13 protein-coding genes and 1 tRNA gene are annotated in these 13633 nt (G+C 58.4%); 9 read left to right on the top strand and 5 right to left on the bottom strand.

The annotated features are described in order from the left end of the window. Positions 1 to 3: 3 nt before the first annotated feature. A complete protein-coding gene (locus tag DA792_RS07570) occupies positions 4 to 531 on the bottom strand; it encodes a component of SufBCD complex (protein WP_107719416.1) in 528 nt (175 codons plus the stop codon). A gap of 205 nt (positions 532 to 736) precedes the next feature. On the opposite strand from DA792_RS07570, the gene hemB reads away from it, so the two are divergent. After that, complete coding sequence (gene hemB / locus DA792_RS07565) at positions 737 to 1735, top strand: porphobilinogen synthase (protein WP_107719415.1); 999 nt, start codon at positions 737 to 739, stop codon at positions 1733 to 1735. Positions 1736 to 1892: 157 nt separating this feature from the next. Further along, on the top strand, positions 1893 to 2450 hold the full coding sequence (locus DA792_RS07560; protein WP_107719414.1) for a YSC84-related protein: 558 nt from the start codon (positions 1893 to 1895) through the stop codon (positions 2448 to 2450). A 96-nt stretch (positions 2451 to 2546) separates the two neighbouring features. Here DA792_RS07560 and DA792_RS07555 read toward each other — a convergent pair whose 3' ends face one another. Next, complete coding sequence (locus DA792_RS07555) at positions 2547 to 3659, bottom strand: Ppx/GppA phosphatase family protein (RefSeq protein ID WP_107719413.1); 1113 nt, start codon at positions 3657 to 3659, stop codon at positions 2547 to 2549. Between the two features lie 263 nt (positions 3660 to 3922). Here DA792_RS07555 and DA792_RS07550 point away from each other — a divergent pair, with 263 nt between their 5' ends. The 6 genes from DA792_RS07550 (at position 3923) to DA792_RS07525 (ending at position 8429) form a co-directional block, all read left to right on the top strand. Continuing rightward, entirely contained in the window at positions 3923 to 4231 is a 309-nt protein-coding gene (locus DA792_RS07550; RefSeq protein WP_107719412.1) for a virulence factor, read from the top strand. Between the two features lie 3 nt (positions 4232 to 4234). Further along, positions 4235 to 5221: a methyltetrahydrofolate cobalamin methyltransferase gene (locus DA792_RS07545; RefSeq protein WP_107719411.1), complete on the top strand. Its 987-nt coding sequence runs from the start codon at positions 4235 to 4237 to the stop codon at positions 5219 to 5221. A gap of 52 nt (positions 5222 to 5273) precedes the next feature. Then, on the top strand, positions 5274 to 5843 hold the full coding sequence (locus DA792_RS07540) for a pseudouridine synthase (protein ID WP_107719410.1): 570 nt from the start codon (positions 5274 to 5276) through the stop codon (positions 5841 to 5843). Beyond that, entirely contained in the window at positions 5840 to 7882 is a 2043-nt protein-coding gene (locus DA792_RS07535; protein ID WP_107719409.1) for an ASKHA domain-containing protein, read from the top strand. Before DA792_RS07540 ends, DA792_RS07535 begins: the two co-directional genes overlap by 4 nt. Before the next feature lie 80 nt (positions 7883 to 7962). Beyond that, positions 7963 to 8036 (top strand) — tRNA-Gly (locus DA792_RS07530). A gap of 99 nt (positions 8037 to 8135) precedes the next feature. Further along, a complete protein-coding gene (locus DA792_RS07525) occupies positions 8136 to 8429 on the top strand; it encodes an SCP2 sterol-binding domain-containing protein (RefSeq protein ID WP_009571148.1) in 294 nt (97 codons plus the stop codon). An 84-nt stretch (positions 8430 to 8513) separates the two neighbouring features. Here the strand turns inward: DA792_RS07525 and pgi are convergent, their stop codons facing one another. From pgi to zwf, 3 genes are all read right to left on the bottom strand, one after another. Continuing rightward, entirely contained in the window at positions 8514 to 10139 is a 1626-nt protein-coding gene (pgi, locus tag DA792_RS07520; RefSeq protein ID WP_107719408.1) for a glucose-6-phosphate isomerase, read from the bottom strand. Between the two features lie 147 nt (positions 10140 to 10286). Continuing rightward, positions 10287 to 10958 carry a 6-phosphogluconolactonase gene (pgl, locus tag DA792_RS07515; RefSeq protein ID WP_107719407.1) on the bottom strand — a complete coding sequence of 224 codons (672 nt, stop codon included), beginning with the start codon at positions 10956 to 10958 and terminating at the stop codon, positions 10287 to 10289. After that, positions 10955 to 12409, bottom strand: a complete 1455-nt coding sequence (gene zwf / locus DA792_RS07510) for a glucose-6-phosphate dehydrogenase (RefSeq protein ID WP_107719406.1) — start codon at positions 12407 to 12409, stop codon at positions 10955 to 10957. Before zwf ends, pgl begins: the two co-directional genes overlap by 4 nt. 238 nt (positions 12410 to 12647) lie before the next feature. Between zwf and DA792_RS07505 the strand changes: the two genes are divergently transcribed. Then, positions 12648 to 13628, top strand: coding sequence for a radical SAM protein (locus DA792_RS07505; protein ID WP_439099386.1), 981 nt, complete (start codon positions 12648 to 12650; stop codon positions 13626 to 13628). Positions 13629 to 13633: the final 5 nt, after the last annotated feature.

Raw genomic sequence — 13633 nt, 5'->3', positions numbered from 1 at the left:
CGATCAGCCCCCCAGCGGACCTGTGACGATGTTTTGGTACATGCCCCACATCGCCGTGATAAAGATGGACACCATGCCGATGAGTTGCACCAAAAACCGATGACGTCGCAGCACAGAGATCAACGCCTCGCCCTTCGGCGCATGGGTCACGATGTTTTGCGCGGTGCGAATGTTGATCGCACCAACAAAACTCATCGGAAACAGCATTAAAAACACCGCCTGAGAAAATTCAACGCCGTAGAAAAAACCGGTCACGCCCAAAAGAGTGATCACCGTGGCCGCCAGCGCGGTGAGCATCAGGCCGGAGACTTCGGCGATGTTCAAAAGCCGTCCGGTGTTGATCCGCACCATGTCTTCAAGGTCTTGCATACGCTCGCCGCCCTGACGCTTGGCCTTGAGCGCCAAATCAAACGGCACGCCCAACACAAAATGCGAAGCCGTGGACCACAGGATCGCCAATCCGATCCAATACCACATGTTCGAGAATGACCGCGTGTCGAGCACTTCGAAAAGGGTTGCGTAAATATCCAAGGCTCTGCTCTTTTCTTATGGTTGGGTCTTTTGGGGCATGACGCCGCCCTAAACAGGCGGCCTCTTCAGTCTTCTAACGCGTCTGTACCGGGATGCAACGTCAGGCTGTGCAAAGTTTAGTGTCCCCACGCGGCAATTCCTACCCTTGAAGCGCCCCAAAAACCATGTCACCCAAAGACAATCGTCGCAACCGGAGGCTCTTCCCATGACCCGCACCACCGCCCCTTACCCGCTGACCCGCCTGCGTCGCCCCCGCAAAATGGAGGCCCTGCGCGGTCTTGTGCGTGAAAACAGCCTCTCGGTGGAAGATCTGATTTGGCCGGTATTTGTGCGCGAAGGGGTGGATGAGGCGACACCCATTGTGTCGATGCCAGGCGTTGAACGGCTGACGATTGACCGTTTGGTCATGGCCGCGCGTGAGGCCTATGACTTGGGCATCCCGGCGATTTGTTTGTTTCCCTATATCGAACCCGAATTGAAAACCGAAGACTGCGCCGGCGCATGGGACCCGGACAATTTGGTCAACCGCGCCATTCGGGCGATCAAAGCGGCGGTGCCCGAGCTGGCGATCATGACCGACGTCGCGCTTGATCCCTATAACATCAACGGCCATGACGGCTATGTGGTGGATGGCGAGATCGTCAATGACATGACGGTCGAGGCGTTGGTCAAAATGTCGGTGGCACAGGCCGAAGCGGGCGCGGATATCATTGGGCCGTCCGACATGATGGACGGGCGCATTGGCGCGATCCGCCGGGCACTGGAAACCGACGGACATTCGAATGTGACGATCATGTCCTATGCCGCCAAATATGCCTCCGCCTATTACGGGCCTTTTCGGGATGCCGTTGGGGCGTCTGGCGCGCTCAAGGGCGACAAAAAGACCTATCAAATGGACCCGGCCAATTCGGACGAGGCGCTGCGGCTGATCGAACGCGATCTGTCTGAGGGGGCGGATATGGTCATGGTCAAACCGGGGATGCCCTATCTCGACATTTGTCGCCGGGTGAAAGACCGCTTTGGCGTGCCGACCTTTGCCTATCAAGTGTCGGGCGAATACGCGATGGCGATGGCGGCCATTCAAAATGGCTGGCTTGATCGGGACAAGGTGATTTTGGAAAGCCTGATGTGTTTCAAACGCGCCGGATGCAACGGGGTTTTGACCTATTTCGCCCCGGCGGCGGCGCGACTTTTGCGGGGCTGACGGGCGCCCAAAAGGCAAACCATGGGCGAAACCCGCCAAAACGCGGGCCTTCGGGCTTTCGCGGGATGACAGGGCGAGGCTTTTCGTCATATACTCTCACAAAATCAATGGGCCAAAGGCCTGTAGCACCGAACAGAGCAGTATAAGGGCATTCACAATGAACAGACTTCAACGCCGGAGCTTTATGATCGGATTGGGCAGCGCGGGTCTTTTGGCCGCCTGTGACAATTCGATGCGCTCCAACGGCTCCGCCACCATTGACGCACGTGTCGATGCGACGCTGAACCATCTGTATTCCAACTACCCAGGCACCTCGGCCCTGCGTGACAAATCCGTCGGCATGCTGGTCATGCCCTTGATCACCAAGGCGGGCTTTGGCGTTGGTGGCTCTTATGGCCGTGGCGCGCTGCGGGTTGGCGGCGTGTCGGTGGATTACTACTCCTCAGCGCAAGCGACCTTTGGCCTGCAAATCGGCGCACAGCAATACGCCCATGTCTTGTTCTTCATGACCAATGAGGCGTTGAGTTCTTTCCGCAATTCTCCGGGCTGGTCTGCGGGTGCGGATATGGAATATGCCATCTCCAATCGCGGTGAAAACCTTTCGGCGGAAACCATGACCTCGCTGTCCCCGGTCATCGCCGTGGTCTTTGGCCAAGCGGGCCTGATCGCGGGGGCCACTGTTGAAGGCACGAAATACACGCGGATCATCCCGTAAGTCTTTCAAATAGAACTTAAATACAAAAAACGCGGGCCTAGTGGGGTCCGCGTTTTTATGGGTGTCCTTACGCCGCTGTGCGTCTCAGGTGTGCGCCTAAGGCACCGCCTCTTCCAGCACACCATCGGCGGACATCTGGGCGTACAGAAGCCCCTCGCGCAGCCCCCGATCCGCAACAGACAACCGATCCGTCGGCCAAATTCGCAACAGCGCCTGCAAAATCGCCGCCCCTGACATGATCAATTCCTGCCGATCTCGGCCAATGCGCGGATCGCGCTTGCGACCCTCCGGGCCCATCGACAAATAATCCCGGATCACCCGGTCGATCTGTTCCGAGGTCATCCGCAACCCATCGACTTTATTGCGGTCATAGCGTTTGAGGCCCAGATGCGAGGCCGCGACCGTGGTCACCGTGCCAGAGGTGCCGATGATCTGAAATCCTTCGCGGGCCGGATCATTGGCGTAGGGGGTGAAATCAGCAAGTTTCTCTTCGAAATACCACGACATCAGGGCAAACCGCGCCGCGTCATCTTCGACATCAGAGAATTGCTCCATCAGCGTTGCAACCCCCAAGGGCACCGAAATCCAATCGACGACTTTGGCATGGGGAAAGGGGCTGTCGGCGTTTTTGAACCCGGTGTGCAACCGCATGATCGCGCGCGGACGTTCGGCGCGCGGCACGGTCGAGAGGTCAATCCAGACCAATTCGGTCGATCCACCGCCGATATCCACCACCAAAAGCTGTTCAGTTTTGGTCGACACCAACGGCGCGCAGGAAATCACCGCCAGCCGCGCTTCTTCTTCGGGTTTGATGATCTCAAGCCGCAGTCCCGTCTCGCGTTGCACCCGGCGCAAAAAATCGCGCGAGTTTTTCGCCCGCCGACAGGCTTCGGTTGCGACCAATCGCATCCGTTTGACATCATGTTTTTCAAGTTTCTTGCGACAGACCCGTAGGGCCTGAATCGTGCGCGAAATCGACGACCGACATAACGATCCCGACGATTCCAACCCGGAGCCGAGCTGAACCGATTTCGAGAAACTGTCGATCACATGAAACTGACTGCCCTTGGGTTGGGCAATCAACATACGACACGAATTTGTACCGAGGTCTAACGCAGCATAAAGCTCCGCCGGATCGGCAAGTAGAGGCGCGGGGGTCTCAACCGCTTTCGGGAACGCGCCCGCACCAGTGGGACGCTTGGGCGTCATATCACACGCCCTCCATATCAAGTTATCCCTACCATAAGCGGATTTCTGCACATCCGGCAAGACACCTTCTGATCCTAAACCTTCACGATTTCGGTGAGGGGCCTTCTGCCCCCGATGTAAATCGTGATCACGACACAGCAGCCCCCGCCCGCCTCATGATCTTGATGAGAATTTTTCAGGCGTCCTACGCCATCCAACCCTTTCGTGTCGCGGCCCTTTCTTTTATGCGTTTGCCAGAGTTTATAAGGCGCAAAGGGTCTCTCATGTCGGATATGACCATCATCTATTGGCGTGACATCCCCGCACAGGTTCGTGTCGGGCGAGGACGTCGTGCGGCACGCGCGGTTTTGCCCGAGCGGTTTGAACAGGCGATCGACCGGGTGGCAATGCGCATCGGTGCAACCGATGGCGATGCCTATATGGCCGAATGGCGTGACCAGAGCGTGAGTTGCGAAGGCGAACCACAACAGGCCGCCGATGAAAAAGCCGCCGCATTGGATGCGGCTTATGATAAAGAGCGGCTCAAAGCCCTCATTGACAATGACGGGCGCGAGCCTGCCGCTAAAGGATAGACCATGACCCGCACCGTGATTGAGAGCAAAACCAAAACCGTTGTGATCGGCTTTGACGAACCGTTTTGCGTGATTGGCGAACGCATCAACCCGACCGGCCGCAAAAAACTTGCGGCGGAATTGGAGTTGGGCGATTTTTCCACCGTCGAACGCGATGCCTTGGAACAGGTCGCCTGTGGTGCCAGCATTTTGGACATCAATTCAGGCGCGGTGTTTTCCAACAAAATGGCCGAAGACCCGCGTTATGCTGACAACAACTTTGTCGAGCCGCCTTTGATGCGCGAACTTGTCGCCCGCATTCAGGCCATCGTCGATGTGCCTTTGTGCATCGACAGCTCGGTGCCGGACGCATTGGAAGCCGGGCTTGAGGCCGCCGAGGGCCGCCCACTGTTGAATTCGGTGACCGGCGAGGAAGAGCGCATGGAACGCGTGCTGCCGCTGGTCAAGAAATACAACGTGCCGGTTGTGGCAATTGCCAATGACGACACCGGGATTTCCGAAGACCCGGATGTGCGCTTTGAGGTCGCCAAACGCATCGTCCAACGCGCCGCCGATTATGGCATTCCCGCCCATGACATCGTGGTCGATCCACTGGTGATGCCCATCGGTGCCATGCGCACGGCGGGCCAGCAAGTGTTCACCCTCGTGCGTCGTTTGCGTGATGAGCTGGGCGTCAACACCACTTGCGGCGCATCGAACGTCTCCTTTGGCCTGCCGCATCGTCATGGCATCAACGCCGCGTTTTTACCTATGGCGATTGGCGCGGGCATGACCTCCGCGATCATGAATCCGGTCCGCGTTCAGGAAATGGAAGCGATCCGCGCCGCCAACCTGTTGATGAACCACGACCCGGACGGCACCCAATGGATCAGCTTTAGTCGGATCATGGACGCCGTGGCCGAAGGTGCGTCCTTTGCCGAAGCCGCAACCGCCTCTGCCTCGGCAGGCTCTGGTGGTGGGCGTCGCGGCGGTGGGCGTCGTCGTCGGTAAGGCGCTGTTACGCCTAGAGTATTTGGACCGCAATGAAAACAGGAGTGCGCATATGGCCCGGCTGATTTGCCTCAACAAGCCTTTCGATGTGCTCTCTCAGTTCACCGACAAAGGCACCGAAGGGTCGACCCGTCGCACCCTCTCGGACTTTGTCCCTGTGCCCAAAGTCTACCCCGCCGGGCGGCTCGATCGCGACAGCGAGGGGCTTTTGCTGTTGACCGATGACGGGCCGCTTCAGGCGCGGATTTCAAACCCGCGCCACAAGATGGAAAAGACCTATCTGGCGCAGGTCGAGGGTGATCTGGATGAGACTGCCCTGAAAGACTTGCGCCAAGGTGTCGCGCTCAAAGACGGCATAACCCGCCCTGCCCGTGCCCGCCGTGTTGACGCACCCGATTGGTTATGGCCGCGCACCCCGCCGGTGCGCTACCGCAAATCTGTGCCAGACTCCTGGCTTGAACTGACCATATCCGAGGGCCGCAATCGCCAAGTCCGGCGGATGACGGCCCATGTCGGCTTTCCCACCCTGCGGCTCATCCGCCTGTCTATCGGCCCTTGGGCCTTGGAGGGCTTAGAGAGCGGCGCTTGGCGTGATGATGATCCTTTGAAAGGTTCGAAATGAGCAACTCTGATCCTCTGGTGATTTTCACCCCGTCGGGCAAACGCGGCCATGTGGCACCGGGCACCACCGTGTTGCAAGCGGCGCGGCAGTTGGGCGTCGATCTGGATTCGGTCTGCGGTGGACGCGGGATTTGTTCAAAATGTCAGGTACAGCCGTCTTTTGGCGAACACGCGAAACACGGCATCCATGCCGACCCGGACGCGCTGAGCGAATTTAACACGGTCGAAGAGCGCTATGACCGGGTGCGTGGGCTAAAACCGGGGCGGCGTTTGGGCTGTCAGGCCGGTATCCAAGGCGATGTGGTGTTAGATGTGCCACCCGAAAGTCAAGTCCACAAACAAGTGGTGCGCAAAGCCGCGACCACCCGTGTGATCGAAATGGACCCGGCCACCCGCGCGCTGTATGTCGAGGTTGAAGAGGCCGACATGCACGCGCCCACCGGCGATTGGGAACGGTTGAAAACCGCGCTCTTTGAACAATGGCAGGTGGACCCCGCCACCCTGCCCCAGACCTTGCCGCTCGCGATGCTGATCGCGATGCAAGCCGCCCTGATCAAAGGCGAATACAAAATCACCGTGGCACTGAACACGGCGCGCGCGGGCGTGACCAAATTGGTCGGCGTCTGGCCCGGCTTCACGGAGCCGTCACTCTATGGCCTCGCTGTGGATCTCGGCTCCACCACCATCGCGGCGCATTTGACCGATCTGACCACCGGCGAGGTCAAGGCCTCGGGCGGCGTGATGAACCCACAAATCCGCTTTGGCGAAGACCTGATGTCGCGCGTTTCCTATGCGATGATGAATGACACGGGCGCGGCCGACATGACGACTGCGGTACGCGAGGCGATGAACACGCTGGCGATGGACCTTGCAACCGAGGCCGGGGTCAAGCTCAGCGATATTTATGAGGCGGTGTTCGTGATGAACCCGGTGATGCATCACCTGCTTTTGGGGCTGGACCCGACACCTTTGGGGCAATCGCCCTTTGCGCTGGCGACCAATTCCGCGATGGACCTTGCAGCGTCCGAGTTGGACCTGTCTTTTGCCGCCGCAGCTCAGGTCTATATCCTGCCGTTGATCGCGGGCCATGTCGGTGCGGATGCCGCGGCTGTCGCCCTCTCCGAGGCACCGCAAAAACGTGATCCTCTGACGTTGATCGTCGATGTCGGCACCAATGCGGAAATCATTTTAGGCAATAAAACCCGCGTTTTGGCCTGTTCTTCTCCGACGGGCCCGGCCTTTGAAGGGGCACAGATTTCATCCGGCCAACGTGCCGCCCCCGGCGCGATTGAGCGGTTGGAGATTGACCCCACCACAAAAGAACCGCGTTTTAAGGTGATCGGCTGTGACCTGTGGTCTGATGATCCCGAATTTGCCGCCCAAACGGCGGTCACGGGCGTGTCGGGCATTTGCGGATCGGGCATCATCGAAGCGGTGGCCGAAATGCGCATGGCCGGGATCGTCGATGCCAATGGTTTGATTGGCTCGGCCGAGGCCACAGGCACCGCGCGCGCGCGCGCCGAGGGCCGCACCCACAGCTATTTGATCCATGATGGGTCCAGCGAGGGCGGCCCGGTGATTTCGGTGACCCAAGGCGACATCCGTGCCATCCAATTGGCCAAATCCGCACTTTATGCCGGGGCGCGGCTGTTGATGGATGAGTTTGGCTCGGACAAAGTCGAACGCGTCGTCTTGGCCGGGGCCTTTGGCGCGCATATTTCACCGAAACATGCGATGATCTTGGGCATGATCCCGGATTGCCCGTTGGAGCATGTCACAAGTGCCGGCAATGCGGCGGGCACGGGCGCGCAGATCGCGCTTTTGAACGTGGCGGCCCGGCGCGACGTCGAGGCCTTGGTGCATGACATCACCAAGATCGAAACCGCGATTGAACCGCGCTTTCAGGAACATTTTGTCGCCGCCAATGCCATCCCCCACGCCACCGACCCGTTCACCGGGCTGCGCGCCGTGGTGACCCTGCCCGAGCCGTCGTTTAACGCCGGACCCGGTGGTAGCACAGGACGACGTCGGCGGCGATAAAAGGATGAAACTTGCGCGCGGTTTGGTGCAAATCCACTTGACCCCTGCGCGCGGTTTGACTACCTAGGCCCACACGGCGCGCGGGTATGGTGAAAAGGTATCACGGCAGCTTCCCAAGCTTTAGTTACGAGTTCGATTCTCGTTACCCGCTCCAAACGTCCCCTTTTGGCCCCAGATTTTGCAAGAGACGCAGCGTTTCGCTGGGCGATGATCCCTGTCCACGTTAGGGCTTGACCCAAAGGGGAGACACCGCATGACACATCCATTTTTAGAGACCGCCAAGGCCGCGCTGTTGCAGCGGCTTGAGAGTGAAAATTTTGAAAAATCCGTCTCATTGCGGATCAAAGACGTCGGCAATTTGGTGATTTTTGGCCAAGGGGTCGAGGTGTCTGACGCCCGTGCCGATTGCGCAATCATGGCGGATCAGGAGAGTTTTGAAAAAATTCTCGCCGGGACTTTGAACCCGATGAAAGCGGCGTTGTTTGGCAAGCTGAAGATCGCCGGCGATGCGAAAACAGCAATGAAATTTGGCGCGATGTTTGGTTGAGGCTTCACATACAAACAACGCCATACCCACCCCATAGAAAAGGCGCCATATTAGGCGCCTTTTTCACAGTTATTTCACGAGCGTTCAGGCCGTTTTGGTCCGCAAATATTGAACCAATTGCAGCGTCGAGCCATCTTTGCCCGCCCCCTCCGCCTCGCCCGCCAAAACCGGCTGCAACGCCAGGGCCAGCTCTTTGCCAAGCTCAACGCCCCATTGATCAAAGGAGTTGATGCCAAGGATCACGCCCTCAACAAACACCCGATGCTCATACAGCGCCACGATTTGCCCCAAAACGAACGGCGTGAGTTTTTCATAGGCCAAAGTGGTCGACGGACGGTTGCCCGGGAAGACACGGTGGCGGGCTTGGCGGTCAAGTTCCGCCCCCTCAAGCCCCTTGGCAGCCATGATCGCGCGCGCCTCTTCAAGCGACCGACCACGCAAAAGCGCCTCAGATTGTGCCAGACAGTTGGACACCAGCAGCTCATGCATATGCTCAAGGCCCTTTTCGTGACCAAAGCGCCCGACCAAGAATTCACAGGGCACAACCCGCGTGCCTTGGTGGATCAATTGGTAAAACGCATGCTGGCCATTGGTGCCCGGTTCGCCCCACACAACGGGGCCGCTGTTAAAGGGCAAATCCGTGCCATCCATCGCCACGCTTTTGCCGTTTGATTCCATCTCAAGCTGTTGCAAATAGGCCGGAAGACGGACCAGACGCTGTTCATAGGGGAGCACCGCACGGGTGGCGTAGCCGCAGACCTGATTGTGCCAAATGCCGACCAGCGCCAAAAGCACCGGAAGGTTGTCTTGCCACTCGGCCGTGCGGAAATGCGTGTCCATCGCTTGTGCGCCGCGCAGAAATTCGGCGAATTTTTGCGGCCCGATCGCCAACATCAGCGAAAGCCCAATTGGCCCCCAGACAGAATAGCGCCCGCCGACCCAATCCTCAAAACCAAAGACCAGATCGGGGTCGATGCCAAAGGCGGCAGTTTTGTCTTTGGCGGTGGAAAGGGCGGCGAAATGTTTGGAAATCCCATCCTCGCCGACCGCTTTGACCAACCAGCTGCGCGCTGCTTTGGCATTGGTCATGGTTTCGATCGTGGTGAAGGTTTTCGAGGCGACAATCACCAGCGTGGTTTGCGGGTTCAGCCCCTTAAGCACATCGTTGATATGGGCGCCGTCGACGTTAGAGACGAAATGACAGCGCGGGCCATCCTCATAGGGTTTGAGCGCCTCATAGGCCATCACCGGCCCCAAATCCGAGCCGCCAATGCCAATATTGACCACATTTTCAAACGGTGCGCCGGAATAGCCAGAGATCGAGCCGCGCCGCACCCGGTCGGCAAAATCATCCATCCGCGCCAGCGTGTGACGCACGCCCGCGATCACATCCTTGCCGTCGACCAAGACCTCGGCACCATCCAGATTGCGCAGCGCCGTGTGCAAGACGGCACGCCCCTCGGTGTCATTGATCTTTTCGCCCGAGAACATCGCCGCGCGTTTCTTGGCGACGCCTGCCGCCTCCAAAAGCGCCATCAGCGCCTTGATTGTGGCGTCATCAATGTTGGTTTTGGAATAATCGAACAAAAGACCATCCGCCATCGCCGAAAAACGCGAAGCCCTGTCCTCATCCTGTTGAAAAAGCTCAAGGATGGGGCGGTCTCCTGCGGCGGCATGGAGCGCTTTGAGTGCAGCGAAATCAACGGACATGTCGTCTCCTTTGGGTGGCATAGATTTGACCGGACCGTCAAACCCTTGCATCACCTCAGCTATACTGGATTTGTTTCAATCTTGCTAAGGGCTTCTTAAAACCGACCCTTGTGGGGGTTTCTTTTCCGCCCAAGGCCCCCGAAATGATCAGGGTGCCCAATGAACGGTCGCTTGGGGCAAAAACACCGACACGGGAGCCTCCTGCGCCGACAGATCCCGCGCGGCTTCGTAGGCGCTGCGTTTGCCTTGTCCCGTGATCAGAATATGGGTCGAAATCGCGGTTTTAAGCGCGTTCGCCGACAGGGTGATCCGGGGTTCCGGCGCACCGGGGGCGCGCATCGCCAAAAGCGTCGGAGACGCATCCGAGAGCGCCAAGTCCAATTGATCGGCACCGGGAAACAGGCTTGCGGTGTGCATATCGTCGCCCATGCCCAAGAGCAGCACATTGAACGGCAAAATCGCCTCTATCGCGGGCATCAATCCGGCCAAGCCCTCTTCGGGTGTCGGCACATCGGCATAAAGCGGAATGAGCCGGGCACTTGCCGCTTTGTTCACCAAAAGACGGCGTTTGAGCATGGCGGTGTTGGAGCGCTCCGATGTCTCCGGCACCCAACGTTCGTCATTGAGCAACACATCCACCCGGTCCCAGTCCAGGCTTACATCCGAGAGCGTGTCAAACACCGGACCCGGTGTGGAGCCGCCGGAGACGCAAAAACTTACCCGGTCTTGATGATCCAAAGCACTGCGCAATTCTCCGGCAATCTTATTGGCCAGATCAAGCTGCATCACCTCGCGGTCGGGATATTCAAGAAAGCTCATTCCTTGATCTCCCGCCAGCGCCGCCCTTCGCGGTGAAGCATCATCGCCGCATCATCAGGGCCAGAGGAATAGGCGTCGTAATGTTTCGGCACATCAGAACGCGCCTCCCAGCCCTCAATCAAAGGATCGGTCCAGGCCCAGGCCGCCTGCACCTCATCGCCGCGCATAAACAGGGTTTGGTTGCCGCGAATAACATCCATGATCAGCCGTTCATAGGCGTCTGGAATGTCATCCGCTTCCTCGCCCAACGCATCGGCAAAGGTCATGTCGAGCGGCACATCAATCAGCCGCATCCCGCCCGGCCCCGGCTCTTTGATCGTCACTTTCAACGTCATGCCCTCATTCGGTTGCAACCGAATGGAGAGCACATTGGCGTGACGCCCGGCCTCTTCGCCAAAGATCGAATGCGGCGCGTCTTTGAACACCACGGCGATCTCAGAGGTGCGGGCTTTAAGCTTTTTGCCGGTGCGCAAATAGAACGGCGTGCCTGCCCACCGCCAGTTGGAAATCATACAGCGCAAAGCGATGAAACTTTCCGTGCGCGAACGTGGATCGCCAGCGTCTTGGCGGTAGGACGGTTCAGTGTCGGTGGCATCATATTGACCACGCACGATGTGGTGATGGTCAATCGGCTCCAGCGCCCGGATGACTTTGAGCTTTTCGTCACGCACCGCATCCGGGTCAAACCGCGAGGGTGGCTCCATCGCGATCAGGCACAACAGCTGCATCAGGTGGTTTTGCACCATGTCGCGCATCGCACCCGATTTGTCATAATATTCGCCACGCCCGCCGACGCCGACGGTCTCGGCCACGGTGATTTGAATGTGATCGACGTATTGCGAATTCCACAGCGGCTCAAACAGGATGTTGCCAAAGCGCACGGCCATCAGGTTTTGCACCGTCTCTTTGCCAAGATAATGGTCGATGCGGTAAATCTGTGTTTCGTCGAAATGTTTGGCGAGGTCTTGGTTGAGCTTTTTGGCGCTGGCCAGATCCCGACCAAAGGGTTTTTCAACCACGATGCGCGCCTCATCGTCGGCAATGCCGTGGGCTTGCAGCCGCTCGGCCAAATCACCAAACAGGCTTGGTGCGACCGAGAAATAATAGGCTTTCACCACATCTTTGCGCATCAAATCGTGCAGCTCGCCCCAGCCATCCTCGCCCTTGGCATCGACCTGAACGTAATGCAGCCGTTCCAAAAACGCGCCGATCAAGGCGTCATCGCACTCGTTCTTTTTTGAAAATTCGCGGATCGCGTCGCGCACGATCTGACGGAACTCTGCGGTGTCATGTTCGGACCGTGCCGCACCGATGATCCGCGCGGTTTCCGGCATTTGGCCAGAGCAAAACCGGCGATACAGACCGGGCAGAATTTTCCGCCGGGCCAAATCGCCCGTACCACCAAAAATCACGAGGTCGAAATCCTCGACCGGAATGACGCGAGAAGCCATATGTCTGTTCCTTTCGGCCCGCAGCATGGGGGCTTATGAGGCGTTAGCGCTAACGTGGTTCATTTACCGCGACAGCGCCTCAGAGTCTAGCACCGCTTTGCCCCCTCTCAAGCCTGAGTTTTGCCAAAGCAACAATTCACATCCCCGTGCATCCCATTGTGCGCTCTTTTCACAACGGCGCTGAGGCTTTAGCCTGATGAAACCCGCAGCCCTGACCAGAAAGCCCGCAGAGACTTTTATGAAAGACGCGACGAAAGACATAATGCAAGACGTGGACGCCCCGCTCCGGGCCGCCAATCTCGGCAAATTCCAAGACCCCAAATGGACCGCCAAAGGCGAGGCACGGGCCACGGTCGCCCTCACTGATCCGCAAACCCTGTGGTTCAATACGGGCACCTTGTGCAATATCACCTGCGTCAATTGTTATATCGACAGCTCGCCGACCAATGATGCGCTTGCTTACCTCACGACCGCGGAGATCAACGCGTATTTGTCCGAGCTTGACAGCTTAGATTGGGGTCTGCGCGAGATTGCCTTTACCGGCGGCGAGCCTTTTATGAACCCGGATATGATCTCTATGGCGCGGGCGGCCCTTGTGCGGGGCTATGAGGTCTTGATCCTGACCAATGCGATGCAGCCGATGCAGCGCCCGCATGTCAAAACCGGGCTGGTGGCCTTGGAACGTGACTTTCCCGGCAAGCTGACGCTGCGGGTGTCGCTGGATCATTGGTCCGAGACCAACCATGACGAAATGCGCGGCGCGGGCAGTTTTCAAAAGACCTTGGCCGGTATGGATTGGGCGCGGGATGCGGGACTGACGCTCGCGGTGGCGGCCCGTTCGCTTTGGCATGAAACCGAGGCCGAGGCGCGGGCCGGATTTGCCCGTCTCTTTGCCGAACGTGACTATAAGATCGACGCGCAACACCCCGCAAAAACAGTGATTTTTCCCGAAATGGACATGTCCGTCGAAGTGCCTGAAATCACCACCGCCTGTTGGGGCATCCTGCATAAATCGCCGCGCGATGTGATGTGCGCCTCAAGCCGGATGGTGGTCAAACGCAAAGGGGCTGAGCCGTCGGTTGTGGCCTGTACGCTCTTGCCCTACGCGCCGGAATTTGAACTGGGCGCGACCTTGCGCGAGGCCTCTGGCGAGGTGGCGCTCAATCATCCGCATTGTGCGAAATTCTGTGTCTTGGGTGGGGCGTCCTGTTCGGCTTGATGTCG

This window comes from Celeribacter baekdonensis (genome assembly GCF_003047105.1).
Classification (GTDB): Bacteria; Pseudomonadota; Alphaproteobacteria; order Rhodobacterales; family Rhodobacteraceae; genus Celeribacter; species Celeribacter baekdonensis_B.
Note: the sequence above shows the minus strand (reverse complement) of the source record. Positions and strands in the feature narration are given on the sequence as shown.